Origin of the sequence: Pseudomonas sp. 22085, assembly GCF_052045815.1 — a bacterium.
Taxonomy (GTDB): domain Bacteria; phylum Pseudomonadota; class Gammaproteobacteria; order Pseudomonadales; family Pseudomonadaceae; genus Aquipseudomonas; species Aquipseudomonas glycinae.
Genome location: NZ_JBQEQA010000011.1, coordinates 207,941 through 224,594, shown reverse-complemented (window position 1 = coordinate 224,594; position 16,654 = coordinate 207,941). Strand labels below are relative to the sequence as shown.

The window sequence follows — 16,654 nt, the reverse complement described above, 5'->3', positions numbered from 1 at the left end:
GCAGGTTGGAATGCCCCTGCCCGGGATCGGTGTCCTGGCCGGCGGGGATTTCCAGTTTGACCACGAGTTTGAACGGTGGCGTAAAAGGTTCTGGTGCCTGGTTGAAGCGCCTCACCCGATAGGCCAGATCCCACGTACCGCTCTGAAAACGGCCCGGTGCGACGAACAAGGTAGCGCGCTGGGTCAGTTCGGCATCCTGGGTAACGGTTTGCTGATCGACCACGAGGTTGTTGAGCAACAGCTCAACCTTGTCGGCCAGACTTTTGTTTGACCAGACCGGGATCTGCACTTTCATCCCCAGAGTAGGGAAGTTGAGCAGTGCGGCGGCGCGGTTGATGGCCCATTCTCCGTTCGGCAGCTGCTTGGCGCCGGGGATGTCTGGGTCGAGCAGGGCGAGCGTGCCGAGTGCGCCAATGGCTTTTTTCGGTTGGACGAGCATGGCGAGAACTCCTGCCGAAGGGTGTGGGCGGTGGAGTGATTGAGCGATCAAACGGGTGGTTTGGCTACTGTCAGATCTGACAGGTCAAGGAAGGATTTCGACGAGCGGTCACGTGAATAACCCATGCTGACAGCCCCCGTCAGGTCCGTAGCCATCCGGACGGGGGCGGCTGATCCGTATTATCGCAGCGCGATGATGTGAGAATAATGGTTGAGTTTAATCGCCCACCCTGCGCCGCTCACCGGATACAAGCAGCTTCTGGCTTGCGACCAAGGCCACCAGTAATTATTGGGTTCGGTTGTCCAGTAATGGTGATTGGGCAGAGGCCAGCGGCTTCCGTAAGCTCGATGTATTTCTTCGAGTTCACCACGGCTGGGAATGCGGGCACCATTGGCTGCTGCGAGTGAGGTCGCGGTATTCCATACGCCTTCCCCCAGCCAGATGATATGAACGACCCCTGTCACACTCACCGTATAGCTCTTTGACTGGTTGGCTGCATCAGTGGCCGTGATGGTTGCCGTTCCCCGACCGCGGGCAGTGACCAGACCTGTTCCGTCTACATCGGCAATACCGGCATTGCTGGATCGGTAGAGGTATCCCGGACGTCCACCACTGGCCTGGTGCCGTACCGAATTGCCAGAGTCGAAAGCAGGTAAAGTCGCATTGCCCGGAATGATGTAGGTCTTGCCACCCAACGTGACCGGACTGGTATTGAAGTTCAACGGCGCTAACGGATTCTCCCTGGTAAAACTGCGCGACCCGCTCTGTTGATTGTTGGCAACCGACCTCGCGTAAACCGTGTTCGAGCCCAGGTGAATGCCGATGGTCAGTGACCAGACACCGCTCCCGTTGACGGGTACGATTTGCCCCCCCACGTTGTTGAGAAAAATCTGCACGCTGTACAACGGCGTTGCCGCCCCGATCACGGTTACCGAAGTGTCTGTTGTTTTGCCACCATTACCCAGTTCCCCGCCTGAATGCCGGACCGAAGTGAGGGTGGTGGTGAGGTGGGCCCTGACAGTAAACAAGTGAATGGGTGACTCAAGCTGGCTGCCGTAAAGCGCTCTGGCCTTGAGCGAGTAGGTCTTCTGGCCAAGACTCGATAACGTGGTGCTGCCATTGCCGTTGCCGTCCAGATCAATCGGCTGTCCGATGGGCGACGCGCCGTCGTAGAGCTGAACCTTTTGGCCCGGATCGGCATTGACACTCACCGTCACCTGGTTGTCGTAGGTTGTACCGTTGTTGCCTACTGCTCCCTTGCTGTCCCTGACGCCGGTGATACCGGGCAACCTGGCCTCTTTGATGGTGAAGGATCTCGGGTCACTGATTTTATCGTCGGCCTCATATTGAGCGATAACAACGACGCGGTGCAGGCCTGAGATCAAGTCCACGGTGATTGTCCACGTGCTGTTGGCATCGACGGTTGGCATACCCTTTGACACCCCATCGATTTGAACATCGACTTTCTCGGCCCGAGTGGCTGTCCCTTCGATCGTCAAACGCTTGTCGTAGGTCTGACCCGCTTCAGGAATGACCGTACCCAATGCCGTTTTCACGGTGGTGATGACAGGCGTGACGTACTCGTAGTGCTGGCGGATCACCAGCGGCAGTTTCGGGAAAACGATAGCGGCGTCTTCATCCGTGCTGTTATCGAAAATGACCTTGCAAACCACGGTGGCGTTGGAGCCATGAAGCAGTTTCAGCAATTCTGTCTTGAGCAGGGTTTCATTCAACCCTTGCGTGAGCTGCGTTGAGTTCACTTCATGCGCAGTGAGCAGATCGATTCGATAGCCGCCCGTGCTGGCCTGCCCTTCGATGTACAGCCAGACCAACTGCTTGAGGGCAATGAAAGGCCATGCCTTGACCAGAACCTTCGCGTTCCCGACGAGCTCCATTACCAGCAGTTCGCCTGCCTTTGCTTCTGGAACCTCGGGCCGCGGCAGTTCCGTTTCAGGATTCTGGAGGTTGAGAACCTTCAGCGGGAGGATTTCCGAGGGGGTCCACAAGCCATAGCGTTGGACGTCGTAACTGACCGCTACCTCGCGGTCGATGTTGGCCCCGACAAAGGAGGGCGGCAGGTGAAACCTTACGGTACCGGTGGCCTCGGCAGGTTTCTCCAGGTCTTCCGAAGTCCCGGCGCCTGGCGTGCCCCGCCATTTCAATCCGAGTTTGTCGAGCAGGGCGTCCATGGACGCGTAGCTGCAATCGATGTCCACCCCATTGATGGCGTGCATCGGGTTCAGCGTGCCATCGGGGGCCTGGACGACCGCAGGCGGCAGTAATCTGCCCAGAGGAATGCCGATCAGCACCTCAAGAGGCGCTGAATAGCTGTACTTCCCGGTAGCTCCATGCAGTAACGTATAGATCACAGTCACGTAGTAGCCGATGTTGGCCGAGACGTATTGCTTGTCTACCCGGAATCGTACCGGTTGCCCAACTGTCGCCAACGTGATCGGCACGCTGCCGAATGTACTGCCGTAAAGGTTGATCCCGATCCAGTGGTAGGTGAGCGTATCGCCCTTGACCCAGTTCACTGGCAAGACCCGCACGTGAACCAGCTTGTCAGTTTTCGAGGGATCAAGAATGTCATCCGGTGCTTCTTCAACCTTGGGGGCCGGAAGCGTTGCCTGCCATGACCCCACGTTGACCCGCAGAAACTCGGACTCACTGGTGCCGTATTGGCTGGTAGCGTCGTTGAACACCCGGTACTGAAGTTTGAGACTGCCGTTTTCCAAGGCTTTGACGTGCTCACCCATGACGTAAATCGTCACTTCGCCTGCCTTCTGCTCTTCGCCCGATACGGTGTGTTCTTCTTCATGCAGGTAATCATCACCGTTGGATTTTTTACCCAGCCAGATCACCGTCAGGAAATCGCCATTTTTGATGGCGGGATATCTGATTACCACCGATGCCGCTTGTATGTGGGCGGGCAAAATGTTCCCGACCACTTCGCTGATGGCAGGTGCCGGCAGTAATGATGGATTGCCGATCACGGTGGCAAACGTACGCCTGGAAAAAAGTGTCGGGCTGCCATCCTGCTTGCGCAATGCATAGGAGGCGTCGAGGGTGCCTTGGGCGAAGAGTTTCACGAACTCGTAGGCAACCGGGATTTCATGAATATAAGGCGGGTTACGGACAATGACTTCAACGGTAAACGTTTGAGGTGGCCTGCCGGGAATCGGAGTGCCGATCACTGTGATCAGGAGGGTGTCACCGGTCGTGAAGACGTCGTTGGGTTTGATCAGAATTTGCAGGGTGACAGGGTTGGCGTCCAGGTCGGCAAGAATGATTTTCCCGTCATCCGCTTCCTTGATGATGAGCGGATCGAGGCGTGATACCCCGGCATCAACTTGCACGGAAGTGGATTTTGACCACTTCACACTCCAGTTATAAACGACATCGCAGATGTTGTAGTGGATGATCAATGCAGCGCTGTCACCGGCCGTCAGGATATCTTCGGGCCGGGCAAGGACGATGATCTCTACGGTGCCATCCACTTCTTCCTGCGTCAAAATATGCGGCGGAAGAAATACGCTGCCCCACATCACGAGGATGATGTCGCCCACGGCGATATTTGGATAACGCGTGATGATCAGGGGCACCCCACTATCAAGCCATGGTTTGGTGACGCCGTTATCGATGACGTCTTGCGGTAGCCCGACGATAGGCAGCTCCGAGTGCCAGGGTTCGAAGGGACGCTTGTCATCACCGGCCGGGTCGTGGATTTCCAGCAGCAGTGTCAATTTGGCCGATGGGTCGTCGGGTACGGTTTCGCCTGCCCGGGTCAAAACGTAGTGGCAGGTGAAGAGGCCAGGTACAAGCTCGTCCTTGGGTACAAAAAAGAACCATCGCTGATTGAGGTGCTCATCCTTGACCTTGAGTTCGCCGACCTTTTTGTCATTCACGAAGACTTCCAGCAGGTCATTGATCGCCATGTTCGGGTAAGGGTCGATAACGGCAAACAGCCCATTATCGAACGCTTCATACGCCGTTCTGTTGATCCCTCCATCAGCACCCGGCACAGGAATGACCATGTCGGCGAAGTAGGGTGGGAACAATCCCGACAACGGGGCGAGCAGTTGATTACGATTGGGGAACAAGGACCGGCGGAAAGTGAACATGATCAACTCCATCCGAAGGAGATACGCCATTGGCGTCAAGGGGTTATGGCTTTGGACGCGAAGGCCGGCGAACAGGGGATTTCAGGGCAGGAACGAGCACTGGGACATTCGAGCCGCAGTTCAGGGCTGGACTGATTTAAGGCGTGAAGCGAGGGGATTGGCTACTGTCAGAAATAACAGGTCGAAGGGTATTTCCGATGAGCGGTTTGTGGCTTTGACAAGCCTGAGGGCAGGGTGAGATCAGGGCTTGCGCAAGGTTTTCTGTCTGAGGATATAAACCGTCACCAACACCGCACTGGTCAGCATGAACCCCCGCGCCCATGGCAGCGGCACCAAATAGCACGAGAACAGAATGCTCGCCCACATCAGCCCGATCGCGTAGACCTTGCCCTTGAGCGGTATGCCGTTGCCATCGAGGTAGTCGCGGATCCATGGCCCGAGCCGGGGATGCTCGACCAGCCATTGGTAGAAACGCGGGGAACTGCGGGCGAAGCAGGCGGCTGCCAGCAGCAGGAAGGGAGTCGTGGGGAGAACAGGCAGGAAAATCCCGATCACCCCCAATGCCACGCTCAGCCAGCCGATGGCCAGCAGGATGTAGCGCAACATCAGGGGGCGGTTGCCTATGGGGTTGTCCATAGGCCGGATCTTAGTGGTGACGTGGCTTGAGGATCGCCGGTTTTTCGTCGGGCGCCTGGCACAGCAGGTACAGCGCGGTCAGGGCCTCCGGGATCTGCACGATCATGTCGTCCATCAGGTTGGCGTCCTTGGCGATGTCTTCGAACTCGGGCTGTTCGTCGAACAGGCCCGAACCGACCATGATCGGCAGGAGCATTTCGCTGACTTCTTCTTCGGCGGTTTCGAACCAGGCCGCTTCGCGCAGGAATACGCCTTCCATGAAGCCGATGCACCAGCCACGCAGTTCGGAATCGTCCGGGTCGTCGCCCAGGTCCAGCTCGCAGGGCAGCTCGAATTCTTCATCCGACGCCAGTTGGCGGGCGATGTGCGCCTTGAGGCCGATCAGCGTGGCTTCGATCTCTTCACGCTGGGCTTCGCTGCTGTAATGCGGCTCTTCGGCGAACAGGGCGTCGATCCACTCACGATCCGGCACCACATCGGCGCAGATCGACAGCGCGGTCAGGTAACCGTGAGCGGCCACGTAGTCCAGCGCCTCTTCATGCAGCTCGTCGGCGTCGAGGAAGACTTGCAGGCGGGTTAGTTGCTCGGCGAAGGACATTAAAGGGCTACCTTGGGGGAATAAACAATGCGGGAATTCTAGGCCTTCTTGAGCCCTCAAGCCAGCCGCACGGCAGATTTGCCCGCACAAGCTTCTTATCGGCGGTGCCCTCTGCCGCAGAGGGGTCGGGTATACTGCCGCGCTTTGCGATCCCTGCCGGTGTCGCGGCTGATTGTGTAGGGCGCGATGCAATGCGCGCTTACGTTTTGTTTAAAGCAGCCTCGGCTGTCTTGAACCAGCCTGTGCAGGGATGTTTCGGTGGATTTTTGGAGTTTTTATGCTCGAACAGGCTCAACGCGTCCTCAAGGACATCTTCGGCTACGACAGTTTCCGTGGCCGGCAGGGTGCAATCATTGAGCGCGTGGCCAGTGGCGGCGATGCCCTTGTCCTGATGCCGACCGGCGGCGGCAAGTCCCTGTGCTTCCAGGTGCCGGCGCTGCTGCGCGACGGCCTGGCGGTGGTGGTTTCGCCGCTGATCGCTTTGATGGACGATCAGGTCGCCACCCTCGAAGAGCTGGGTGTGGCCGCCGCCGCGTTGAACTCCACGCTGAGCGCCGAACAACAGCGCGACCTCGCCAACCGGATCAAGCGCGGCGAAGTGAAGATGCTGTATCTGGCGCCGGAGCGGCTGGTTCAGCCGCGCATGCTGTCGTTCCTGCAAGGCCTGAACATCGCCCTGTTCGCCATCGACGAAGCGCACTGCGTGTCGCAATGGGGCCATGACTTCCGGCCGGAATACCTGCAACTGGGGCAGTTGGCGGAAATGTTCCCCGACGTGCCGCGCATCGCCCTGACCGCCACCGCCGACAAACGCACCCGCGAAGAAATCGTCACCCGCCTGCATTTGCAGAACGCCGAGCGTTTCCTGTCGAGCTTCGACCGGCCGAACATTTTCTACCGCATCGTGCCCAAGGAGCAGCCGCGCAAGCAATTGCTGGCGTTCCTCGCCGAACGGCGCAGCGACGCCGGCATCGTCTACTGCCTGTCGCGCAAGAAGGTGGAAGAGGTGGCCGCGTTTCTCACCGAACAGGGCTTCCCGGCGCTGCCTTACCACGCCGGTCTGCCCAACGATCTGCGCGCCTATCACCAGAAGCGCTTCCTCAATGAGGAAGGGCTGATCATGGTCGCCACCGTGGCGTTCGGCATGGGCATCGACAAACCCAACGTGCGCTTCGTCGCTCACCTCGACCTGCCGAAATCCCTGGAAGCCTATTACCAGGAAACCGGACGCGGCGGCCGTGACGGTCTGCCGGCGGACGCGTGGATGGCCTACGGTCTGCAAGACGTTGTGATGCTCAAGCAGATGCTGCAGAACTCCGAGGGCGACGAGCGCCACAAGCGGCTGGAGCAGCACAAGCTCGACGCCATGCTCTCGCTCTGCGAAGAAACCCGCTGCCGTCGTCAGGCGCTGCTGGCGTACTTCGACGAAGACATGCCCGAGCCGTGCGGCCACTGCGACAACTGCACCGACGGCGTGCAGACCTGGGACGCCACCGAGCCTGCGCGTCAGGCGCTGTCGGCGATCTATCGCACCGGCCAGCGCTATGGCGTCGGCCATCTGGTGGACGTGCTGCTGGGCAAGGACAACGAAAAGGTCCGCAGCTTCGGCCATCAGCACCTGTCGGTGTTCGGCGTCGGCAAGGCGCTGAGCGAGAGCGAATGGCGCTCGCTGTTCCGTCAACTGGTTGCTCGCGGCCTGGCCGATGTCGATCACGAAGGCTACGGCGGGCTGCGCCTGAGCGACACTTGCCGGCCGCTGCTCAAAGGCGAAGTAAGCCTGGAGCTGCGCCGCGACCTCAAGCCGCAAGTCATCGCCAAGAGCGGCAGCAAGAGCCAGGCCAGTCAACTGGTGCGTGGCGAAGAACGCGAACAGTGGGAAGCCTTGCGCGCCCTGCGGCGCAAACTGGCGGAAGAACACGGTGTGCCGCCATACGTCATCTTCCCCGACTCGACCCTGCTGGAAATGCTCCGCAGCCAACCGACCTCGCTGGCGGACATGGCCCGGGTCAGCGGCGTCGGTGCGCGCAAGCTGGAGCGTTACGGCGAGGCCTTCCTCGAAGTGCTCGGCGGCGAGGCCGAGGCACCGAAAGTGGTGGCCGACGTGCGCCACGAACTGATCACCCTGGCCCGCGCCGGCATGACGCCGTTGCAGATCTCCGGTCAGTTGCAGTGCTCGGAAAAGAACGTCTACACCATGCTCGCCGAAGCCATCGGCAAGCAGCAGCTGTCGCTGGAACAGGCGCTGGATTTGCCGGAAGACCTGATGGGCGAAGTCCAGGATGCGTTCCTCGACGGCGAAGGCGAGTTGCCGTCGGTCGCCGAAGTGGCCGAGCTGTTTGCCGGTCGCGTACCGGAAGGCGTGCTGTATTGCGTGCGGGCTGCGCTGCAATCGGAGTTTGAAATGTGAGAGGGCGTTTGTGCCAACCGCTATACCGATGTAACGATTCAGTACAGGACGCCCCTTGCCTATAGCCAAATGTCATGCTTAGCTGACTAATAATTAGTTTTTCTCTATTTGTTCAGTCTAATCATGAGTGTTTTATGCCGTTAACCGATCAACACCGCTTTGGCATGCAATTGGCCCAGATGTCCCGTGGCTGGCGTGCCGAACTGGATCGCCGGCTGGCCGGTCTGGGGCTGTCCCAGGCGCGCTGGCTGGTACTGCTGCATCTGGCGCGCTTCGAAGAAGCGCCGACCCAACGGGAGCTGGCGCAAAGCGTCGGCGTCGAAGGGCCGACCCTGGCCCGTCTGCTCGACAGCCTGGAAAGCCAGGGGCTGGTGCAACGCCAGTCTGTAATGGAAGACCGCCGGGCGAAAAAAATCGTGCTGTGTGCACCGGCCCTGCCGCTGATCGAACAGATCGAAACCATCGCCACCCAACTGCGCAAGGAATTGTTCGAAGGCGTCGACGAGGCGGATCTGAAGGTCTGCATGCGGGTTCACGGTCACATTCTGGCCAACCTGGAAAAGTCTTGAGGCATAACCGCGTGCCGTTTTTTTGAGGGATCGCGCTGGGCAGACTATAAGAACTACTGGGCAATATCGTGTTCGTACCGGATGTGCGAACGCATAGAAGTCGGTTTTGCTTATTCAAGGGATGCTCATGCTCGGAAGTCGGCACGTGGTACTGCGTTGCGCCAACTCGCTGCTGGTGGCCGGTGTTCTCACCTGGTCCACCGCCTCATTGGCGCTGGGGCTCGGTGACATCACCGTGCATTCAGCCCTCAATCAGCCGCTCAAGGCTGACATCGCCCTGGTGGATGTCGGGGGCGTCAGCGAAAGCGAACTGGCGGTCCGTCTGGCCTCGGCGGACGAGTTTGGCCGCGCCGGCGTCGAGCGCGTGTTCTTTCTCAACAACCTCAAGTTCACCCCGATCCTGCGTGGCAATCGCAACATGATCCGGGTGACTTCGACCAAACCGGTCAACGAACCCTTTCTGAATTTCCTGGTGCAGCTCGATCAGCCCAATGGCCATCTGCTGCGCGAATACACCGTGCTGATCGACCCGCCGGGCTCACCGGGAATAGTCCCCGCCACCGACGAGCCAACGGCGCGTGCGCAATCGTCGGAATTCCCGACCCCCGAGGCTCCTTCCGCAACCACGCCGGCCAAACCTGCTGCGCCTGTGCAGCCACCGGCTCCGGTCGCCGACGCGCAGGCTGAACAACTGGCGGCGAGCCTTGTGCAGAACCAGCAACTGCAAAAAACCATCGATGAGTTGAACGTGAAGCTTCAGGCCCAGGAAGTGCTGATCGCTGACGGCAAGAAACAGCTCGGTGATTTGCAGGCCCGACTGATTGAAGTGCAACAGGCGCCGCCGGCACCTGTCGCCCCCGTGGCACCTGCGCCTGCGCCGGTCATTGCCCCGGTCGAGTCTCAGGAGGATTCACTCAACTGGCCGCTGCTCGGCGGACTGCTGCTGGTACTGGGATTGCTGGTGGCAGGGCTTTATGTGCGCCGGCAACGCCAGCAGGCGCAAGGGACTGCTGCGCCGTTGCCGTTCCTGCCGGTACGAAACGAACCCCCGGTCGATGACGCCGAACCGATGCAGCCAAGTGCCGTTCACAGTGCTGTCGAACATCGCGAAGAACACGCCAACGGCGATGTGCTGGAAGCGGTCGGCATCTATCTGGCCTACGGACGCTTGGGCGAGGCCGCCGGCCTGTTGCACGATGCGTTGCAGAGGGAGCCGGAACGTATCGACCTCGGCGTGCAGTTGCTTGAAGTGCTGGGACGCCAGGGCGACACGCCGGCCTATGACGAGCAGGAAAGTCGATTGCGCCAGCTCGGGGTCGAGGATCAGCGCTTGCAGGAGATTCGCGCCCGCTACCCGAAACTGGCCAGCGCCGCACCTTTGGGGGCGGCGGCCCCGGTGATTGCCGCGCTGCCGATCGAACCTGCGACGCCTGTGGAGCCGGTGGCCGAAGACAATTTCGAGCTGAACCTGGATCAGCTCTCGATGGCCTCCAGTTGGGATCTTGAGGAAACTCGCCCGCCCGCTGCCACACCTGAACAGGCTCCATCGGCGCTGGGTTCCGATCTGCAGGTATTGCCACAGGATTTCGAATTGCCGGAAACCCTGCCCGACGATGCTGAAACCGCCGAACTGGAATGGATCGCCGAGCCGCAAGCGCAGCCGCTGGACGAGGACTTTCTCAACGAATTTGGCGATCCCGGCACGTCGCTCTCGCTGGAGCCACTGGAGCTGCAGGCGCCGGAAGCCGAACCCTCGGACGCCGCCAACGCCGGCAAACTCGAACAGGCCCAGACCTGTATCGATGACGGCGATATCGACAGCGCCATTGCCTTGCTCAACGAACTGCTCAAGGAAGCCGACGAACCCCTCCGGCAAACGGCGCGCACGCTGTTGGCGGGGATTCGCTGAGCGCTGTCAGAAGGTCTGCCCGAGGTTCAGGTACACCGCCTGTTCATCTGCATCGTTCAGGCCATAGCTGAAATTCAGCGGCCCAAGCGGCGTATCGAAGCCGATGAACACGCTGGCGGCGTTGATGTAGCCGCTGTCGAACTCGTTGTCGTTGTTCCATGCCCGGCCACGTTCCAGCGAGGCGCCGGCGTACAACGGGAAGTCCAGCGGCAGGTAGGCGCGTGGAGTGAGGCGGCGGTAATACACCGCCCGCATCAGACTGACGTTCTGCCCGGAGATCGCGTCTTCGCGGAAACCGGACAATTGCCGGGCGCCGCCGAGCAGGAAACTGGAGGTCACCACATTGGCATCGTCCAGCGTACGGCCGTAACGACCGCCGAGAATCAGCGTGTCCGGTCCACTGCTCATGGCCTTGTCCAGTTTGAATTCCCATTGCCGGTAGCGCGTGTCGGAACCCAGGCTCGGTTCGAACTGAACCAGGGTCAGGCCGATGTCTTCGCCCTCGTGGGGGAAGTAGACGTTGTCCAGCGAGTCGAAGGAATACTTCAACGCGTAGAACCCTTCGTTGAAACTTTCGCTCGGCAGATCCTGGTCGCCGATCCGCACATCCGCCTTGCCCCAAGCCTCGCCGACGCCGAAGCGCACTTCACCGCTGTTGCCGATCTGCCGACCAACATTGAGGCCGAAGCCGTAGCGCTCGACGCGATACTGGGCAATCGGATCGTTGTCCAGCACCGAGTCGACGTTCTGTGCGGCAAACGACGCATAAGGCGCCAAAAAGTAGCGAGAGCCCACGTCCAGCGGCTGATAGAACTCGCTGTACAACTCTTGTTTATCGCCGATCTGCGCCCGGGTCAGCCATTCCGCGCCGAGCCGGTTGATGCCGTTCACGCGGTAACTGGCACCGAGGTTGAAGGCGCTGTCGCCGCGCATGTCATCCGACAGGTTGAGGCCGACTCGCAGGTAATCCGTGCCAGTACGTTTGCCGCGCGCGCTGATCACCAGCGTGTGATCCGATCCCTTGTGCACCACGCGGTATTGCACCTGCTCGAAGTAATCGAGGCCGTACAGGGTGCCCATGTCGGTTTGCAGGCGACCCAGGTCCAGCGGTTCACCGATGTGCTGGCGGATGTAATAGCGGATCACGTCATCGCCGACTTTCGAGTCGTTCTCGACCTTGATCGCGGTGATGATCGGTGTGCGCTGGCCTGGCGCGCGGGCGGCGTTGAGCTCGGCGTCCTGCGATTGCGCGGGTTTGAGGCGGGCGAGGCGCACGTCCAGAGCCTGGGTCGCGCGGTAGCCGGCGTCGATCATCTCCTGGCCGCGACCGAAGTCGGTGGCGCCGAAACTGGCCAGCGGCGGCTGGATCAGCACGTCATCGGGATGCAGGGTCGCCAGTTGCTCTTCGGAGTTGCGCCGGGTCATCAGGGTGATTGACTGGTTCAGCACATCGACCACGGTCACCAGTTGCTTGCGGTTGCGCAGCGGGGTGCCGATGTCGACCACGATGGCCACGTCGACGCCCATTTCACGGGCCACGTCGAGAGGGATGTTGTCGGTCATGCCGCCATCCACCAGCAATCGGCCGTCGAGTTCGACCGGGGCGAACACCGCCGGGATCGACATGCTGGCGCGGATCACCTGCGGCAGGTGGCCCTTGCGGAACACCACTTTTTCGCCGTTGGCAATGTCGGTGGTCACGGCGCGAAACGGGATCGGCAGCTTGTCGAAGTCCCGGGTGTCGCTGGTGTGGGCCAGCAGGCTTTCCAGCAGCAGCGCGAGGTTCTGGCCCTGAATCACGCCCAATGGCAGGCCAAGGCTGCCGTCATCGCGAAAGCTCAGCTTCTGTTTCACCAGAAAGTCGCGGTCGTCCTGCTTGCGCCGGAACGGCACGTCTTCACGGGGCGGGGCGTCGGACAGCGCCTGCTGCCAGTCGATGGTCAGGGCGAGCTTTTCCAGCTCGTCGATCTTGTAGCCCGAGGCATACAGCCCGCCGACCACTGCGCCCATGCTGGTGCCGGCAATCGCATCGATCTTGATGCCTTGCTCTTCCAGAGCCTTGAGCACACCGATGTGCGCCAGTCCACGGGCCGCGCCGCCGGACAGCACCAGGCCGATTTTCGGGCGTGTGGCCTCACTGGCATGAACGAACAGCGGTAGGAAACCAAGCAACAGGCAGATCAGCAGACGACGCATCGTGAGTCTCGGGGCGAGCGGTAAAGCCGGCTATTATAGCGGCGCCCTCTGGCTCAGGAGTTTCAGCGATCATGACCGTCACAAAACCGGAAATCGTCATCACTTATTGCACGCAATGCCAGTGGCTGTTGCGCGCCGCGTGGCTGGCGCAAGAGCTGCTCAGCACCTTCGGCGACGATCTTGGCAAAGTGTCACTGGTGCCGGGCACCGGCGGGATATTCCACATCACCTGCAACGACGTGCAGATCTGGGAACGCAAGGCCGACGGCGGTTTCCCGGAGGCCAAGGTGCTCAAGCAGCGGGTGCGCGACCAGATTGACCCTGACCGCGACCTCGGCCACAACGACCGTACTCAGTGAGAGGCGGCTTCGGCCGCGACGGTTTTCTTGTCGCTGCTGCCTGACATCCGGCTCGACACGACGATGGCAACGATGATCAGCGCGCCGCCGATCAGCATGCGCAGGGTCGGATCTTCATCGAACAGCAGCCACGCCACGGTAATCCCGTACACCGGTTCCATGGCGAACACCACTGCGGCGGTGCGCGCCTTGATCACCGCCAGGCTGGCGACGAACAGACTGTGGGCAACACCGGTGCAGAACACCCCGAGCAAACCGATCCACAACCAGTCGATGGCACGCACCTCGCTCAGCTGCGGCGCCGCCACCGGCAGCAGACACAACGCCACCACCACGTTCTGACACAGCGCCGCCTGCACCGCCGGGATGCGCCCGGAGCTGGCGCGGTTGGTCAGGGACAACAGGGAAAACAGCAGGCCGGACAGAATCGCCCAGAGCAGGCCGGTGGTCGCGCCGCTGGCCAGATCGAAGGCGGGGGTCACCAGCACCAGTCCGACACTGACCAGCGCCACGAGGACGATTTCATTGATGCGGATGCGTTCGCGGAAGATCAGCCCTTCGAGGATCACCGTGAAGGCCGGGAAACTGGCGAAACCCAGGGTCGCAATCGCGACGCCCGCGATCTTGACCGCAATGAAGAAACTCACCCAGTGCCCGGCCAGCAGCACGCCGCTCAGGGCCAGTCGTCGCCAGTCGACGGCCTGCAGTTTCTGCCAGCCGCCCTGTTGGGCGAAGCGGGCGAAAAACGCCAGCGCCAGCACGGCAAACGCGGCGCGTCCGAACACGATGACGGCGGGCGTTGCGGCCGCGAGTTTGCCGAAAACGCCGGTCAGGCCGAACATCAGTGCGCCGATATGCAGGGCGCCGAGGGCGGTACGGGGAGTCATTGCAGTCCTTTTTCCAAACACCATTACAGACACACATTGAAGCGTGTCTCGACGCAAAAGTCTGTCGGCAGCCTATCGACTTTTGTCGTCAGCCTCGCGTCGCAATTGTGTAGGAGAGGTACCGAATTCACGCAGGACGGCGGCCGAGAACGCACTTTGCGAGTTGTAGCCGACGCGGCTGGCCACTTCACCGATGGGTAGCGTGGTGTTGCGCAACAGCGTGACGGCTTTGTGCAGCCGGCGACTGCGAATATAGTCCATCGGTGTCTGCCCGCATTCGGTGACGAACCGCGCATGCAACCGGGCGCTGGACAATCCGGCGATGCGCGCCAGATCCGCCACTTGCAACGGATAGGCCGCGTACTGCTCGATGTGCGCATCGAGTGCCGCGTAGGGCAGGCGGCGCGCGACGATCTCGGCAGGTGGCGCGTGGTTCAGGCTCGCCAGCAGCAACACCGCGCCCTGTTGCGCAATCAACGGGTCGTCCACCGGACTGTTCGCCAGCCAGTTGACCAGTTGACCTTGCCCGGCATCCAGCGACAACCGGGCGGCGTTGTCCAGCAGGCGGCGGCTGGCATCGGCGTGATTGCCCAGCGAGCGCTCCAGCCATTGTTCGTCAGGCACATCCAGCACCAGACAGCGGCTGCCCTTGGGACTGCCGCACGCATGATGCGCGCCGGCGGGGATCACCACGAAGCTCTGCTGCAATACCTGACTGCCACGCCCTTCAACTTCGAAATCCAGCGCGCCCGACAGGCCGAAGACCAGTTGCGCGTGGTCGTGGCTGTGGGCGATCAGGTCGTGGCTGTAATGGCGCAGGGTCAGGATCGGGTGCATGGTGGTCTCCGGGCGAGCCGCCAGTCTACACCGGCGCAGGGGACGACGCCTTTGTCACACGACTGACGCACACCTGTCATGGTCGATTAACCGGGCGCGCGCAGAGTGGCGAAAACATCGCAGAGGGTTGCCCATGACCAGCGCCGAGCTCGCCAGACCCAGCCGTAAACAAAGGGTTCGCACCTTGTGGATTTCCGACGTGCACTTGGGCACGCGGGATTGCCAGGCCGAGCATCTGTCGCAATTTCTCAAGGGTTATCACGCCGACAAGATCTACCTGGTCGGCGACATCATCGACGGCTGGAAACTGCGCGGTGGCATGTACTGGCCGCAGGCGCACACCAACGTGATCCGCCGTTTGCTGACCATGAGCAAGCGCGGCACCGAGGTGATCTATGTCACCGGCAACCACGACGAATTCCTGCGCCGCTATTCGAAACTGATTCTGGGCAATATTCAGCTGGTCGACGAAGCGGTGCACGTCACCGCCGATGGCCGGCATCTGCTGGTGATTCACGGCGACCAGTTCGACGTGATCACCCGTTACCACCGCTGGCTGGCGTTCCTCGGAGATTCGGCCTACGAGTTCACCCTGACCCTCAACCGCTGGCTCAATCACTGGCGGGCGAAATACGGCTACGGCTACTGGTCGCTGTCGGCCTATCTCAAGCACAAGGTGAAGACGGCGGTCAGTTTCATCAGCGATTTCGAAGAAGCCATCGCCCACGAATGCGTGAAGCGCGAGTTGCACGGGGTGGTCTGCGGGCACATTCACCACGCCGAGATCCGTAAGGTCGGCGAGGTGGATTACCTCAACTGTGGCGATTGGGTCGAGTCATGCACGGCGCTGATCGAACACTGGGACGGCACGATCGAGCTGTATCGCCTGGCGGATGCGCAGGCGCGGGAAGCGGAATTGAAAGCGGCGAAGGTTGCCGAGCTGGCTTAGAAAAGATGTGTGTCGGTTTTGCTGGCCTCATCGCGGGCAAGCCCGCTCCCACAGTGGTCGAAGGTGTACGTAGCCTTTGTGTACACCCCAAAAAACCTGTGGGAGCTGGCTTGCCAGCGATGAGGCCGGTGCAGACAACATCAGGCCGGGGTGTGCTCTTCCATCGCCGCTTTGTAGATCGAGTTTTTCGGCTGGGCAAACAGTCGCTCCATCATCGGCTCGAAGAAGCTCAGCGGCAGGGTGTCGTACTCGGGGTCGAACGCCGCCGCGTCGTATTTGGCGCAGAACTCCGCGGTCGCCAGAAACTGCGGGTGGTCGCTGAACTGCTCGCGCAGGTGCCGATCCATGCCCAGGTGATGGAAGAAGTAGTAGCCCTGGAAGATCCCGTGCTTTTCCACCATCCACAGGTTTTCGGCGCTGACGAACGGCTTGAGGATGGCGGCGGCGATGTCCGGGTGATTGTAGGAGCCAAGGGTGTCGCCGATGTCGTGGAGCAGCGCGCAGACTACGTATTCCTCGTCGCGTCCGTCGCGAAAGGCGCGGGTCGCGGTTTGCAGCGAGTGGGTCAGGCGATCCACCGGGAAACCGCCGAAATCGCCTTCTAGCAGTTTCAGGTGCGCCACGATCCGGCCGGACAATTGGCGGGCGTAGGCGCTGAAATCCGCCGCAATGATCGCCCAGTCTTCCTGTGTACCGTCCTTCATGTGGGTGAAACGGGCAGTGGCACTCATGGCAGTCCTCTTGATC

The 16,654-nt window shown here is 60.9% G+C and carries 12 protein-coding genes and 1 pseudogene; 5 read left to right on the top strand and 8 right to left on the bottom strand.

From position 1 onward, the window contains the following. From ACTJK7_RS16030 to ACTJK7_RS16015, 4 genes and pseudogenes are all read right to left on the bottom strand, one after another. Positions 1–439, bottom strand: a pseudogene (locus ACTJK7_RS16030) (hypothetical protein); the annotation flags it as partial. A 179-nt stretch (positions 440–618) separates the two neighbouring features. Then, complete coding sequence (locus tag ACTJK7_RS16025; RefSeq protein WP_440780644.1) at positions 619–4,560, bottom strand: Ig-like domain-containing protein; 3,942 nt, start codon at positions 4,558–4,560, stop codon at positions 619–621. A 240-nt stretch (positions 4,561–4,800) separates the two neighbouring features. Beyond that, positions 4,801–5,196: a YbaN family protein gene (locus ACTJK7_RS16020; RefSeq protein ID WP_064383238.1), complete on the bottom strand. Its 396-nt coding sequence runs from the start codon at positions 5,194–5,196 to the stop codon at positions 4,801–4,803. Between the two features lie 10 nt (positions 5,197–5,206). Beyond that, complete coding sequence (locus ACTJK7_RS16015) at positions 5,207–5,794, bottom strand: UPF0149 family protein (protein ID WP_007958400.1); 588 nt, start codon at positions 5,792–5,794, stop codon at positions 5,207–5,209. Between the two features lie 277 nt (positions 5,795–6,071). Here ACTJK7_RS16015 and recQ point away from each other — a divergent pair, with 277 nt between their 5' ends. The 3 genes from recQ to ACTJK7_RS16000 all read left to right on the top strand — a co-directional run bounded on the left by recQ (position 6,072) and on the right by ACTJK7_RS16000 (position 10,679). Continuing rightward, on the top strand, positions 6,072–8,201 hold the full coding sequence (gene recQ, locus ACTJK7_RS16010) for a DNA helicase RecQ (protein ID WP_064383240.1): 2,130 nt from the start codon (positions 6,072–6,074) through the stop codon (positions 8,199–8,201). Positions 8,202–8,335: 134 nt separating this feature from the next. Further along, positions 8,336–8,770 carry a MarR family transcriptional regulator gene (locus tag ACTJK7_RS16005; protein WP_039765478.1) on the top strand — a complete coding sequence of 145 codons (435 nt, stop codon included), beginning with the start codon at positions 8,336–8,338 and terminating at the stop codon, positions 8,768–8,770. A gap of 127 nt (positions 8,771–8,897) precedes the next feature. After that, positions 8,898–10,679, top strand: coding sequence for a FimV/HubP family polar landmark protein (locus tag ACTJK7_RS16000; RefSeq protein WP_440780645.1), 1,782 nt, complete (start codon positions 8,898–8,900; stop codon positions 10,677–10,679). Positions 10,680–10,685: 6 nt separating this feature from the next. Here the strand turns inward: ACTJK7_RS16000 and ACTJK7_RS15995 are convergent, their stop codons facing one another. Next, positions 10,686–12,875 carry a patatin-like phospholipase family protein gene (locus ACTJK7_RS15995; protein WP_323150863.1) on the bottom strand — a complete coding sequence of 730 codons (2,190 nt, stop codon included), beginning with the start codon at positions 12,873–12,875 and terminating at the stop codon, positions 10,686–10,688. A 71-nt stretch (positions 12,876–12,946) separates the two neighbouring features. On the opposite strand from ACTJK7_RS15995, the gene ACTJK7_RS15990 reads away from it, so the two are divergent. Further along, positions 12,947–13,234 (top strand): SelT/SelW/SelH family protein, encoded by a 288-nt coding sequence (locus ACTJK7_RS15990; RefSeq protein WP_011332993.1) that lies wholly within the window; start codon positions 12,947–12,949, stop codon positions 13,232–13,234. On the opposite strand, the gene ACTJK7_RS15985 is transcribed toward ACTJK7_RS15990, so the two are convergent. After that, positions 13,228–14,121 (bottom strand): DMT family transporter, encoded by an 894-nt coding sequence (locus ACTJK7_RS15985; protein WP_108560203.1) that lies wholly within the window; start codon positions 14,119–14,121, stop codon positions 13,228–13,230. The two genes, ACTJK7_RS15990 and ACTJK7_RS15985, sit on opposite strands and share 7 nt — an antisense overlap. 72 nt (positions 14,122–14,193) lie before the next feature. Next, positions 14,194–14,958 (bottom strand): AraC family transcriptional regulator, encoded by a 765-nt coding sequence (locus tag ACTJK7_RS15980; RefSeq protein ID WP_108560205.1) that lies wholly within the window; start codon positions 14,956–14,958, stop codon positions 14,194–14,196. Between the two features lie 133 nt (positions 14,959–15,091). Here ACTJK7_RS15980 and ACTJK7_RS15975 point away from each other — a divergent pair, with 133 nt between their 5' ends. Then, the gene (locus ACTJK7_RS15975; protein ID WP_007958385.1) at positions 15,092–15,907 is read left to right on the top strand and encodes a UDP-2,3-diacylglucosamine diphosphatase; all 816 of its coding nucleotides are present in this window, start codon (positions 15,092–15,094) and stop codon (positions 15,905–15,907) included. A 140-nt stretch (positions 15,908–16,047) separates the two neighbouring features. On the opposite strand, the gene ACTJK7_RS15970 is transcribed toward ACTJK7_RS15975, so the two are convergent. After that, on the bottom strand, positions 16,048–16,638 hold the full coding sequence (locus ACTJK7_RS15970) for an HD domain-containing protein (protein ID WP_108560207.1): 591 nt from the start codon (positions 16,636–16,638) through the stop codon (positions 16,048–16,050). Positions 16,639–16,654 lie beyond the last annotated feature (16 nt).

What these genes read in the sequence shown, in the direction of transcription:
- ACTJK7_RS16025 (WP_440780644.1), bottom strand. Translation starts at nt 4,560, where the DNA reads ATGTTCACTTTCCGCCGGTCCTTGTTCCCCAATCGTAATCAACTGCTC.
- ACTJK7_RS16020 (WP_064383238.1), bottom strand. Translation starts at nt 5,196, where the DNA reads ATGGACAACCCCATAGGCAACCGCCCCCTGATGTTGCGCTACATCCTG.
- ACTJK7_RS16015 (WP_007958400.1), bottom strand. Translation starts at nt 5,794, where the DNA reads ATGTCCTTCGCCGAGCAACTAACCCGCCTGCAAGTCTTCCTCGACGCC.
- recQ (WP_064383240.1), top strand. Translation starts at nt 6,072, where the DNA reads ATGCTCGAACAGGCTCAACGCGTCCTCAAGGACATCTTCGGCTACGAC.
- ACTJK7_RS16005 (WP_039765478.1), top strand. Translation starts at nt 8,336, where the DNA reads ATGCCGTTAACCGATCAACACCGCTTTGGCATGCAATTGGCCCAGATG.
- ACTJK7_RS16000 (WP_440780645.1), top strand. Translation starts at nt 8,898, where the DNA reads ATGCTCGGAAGTCGGCACGTGGTACTGCGTTGCGCCAACTCGCTGCTG.
- ACTJK7_RS15995 (WP_323150863.1), bottom strand. Translation starts at nt 12,875, where the DNA reads ATGCGTCGTCTGCTGATCTGCCTGTTGCTTGGTTTCCTACCGCTGTTC.
- ACTJK7_RS15990 (WP_011332993.1), top strand. Translation starts at nt 12,947, where the DNA reads ATGACCGTCACAAAACCGGAAATCGTCATCACTTATTGCACGCAATGC.
- ACTJK7_RS15985 (WP_108560203.1), bottom strand. Translation starts at nt 14,121, where the DNA reads ATGACTCCCCGTACCGCCCTCGGCGCCCTGCATATCGGCGCACTGATG.
- ACTJK7_RS15980 (WP_108560205.1), bottom strand. Translation starts at nt 14,958, where the DNA reads ATGCACCCGATCCTGACCCTGCGCCATTACAGCCACGACCTGATCGCC.
- ACTJK7_RS15975 (WP_007958385.1), top strand. Translation starts at nt 15,092, where the DNA reads ATGACCAGCGCCGAGCTCGCCAGACCCAGCCGTAAACAAAGGGTTCGC.
- ACTJK7_RS15970 (WP_108560207.1), bottom strand. Translation starts at nt 16,638, where the DNA reads ATGAGTGCCACTGCCCGTTTCACCCACATGAAGGACGGTACACAGGAA.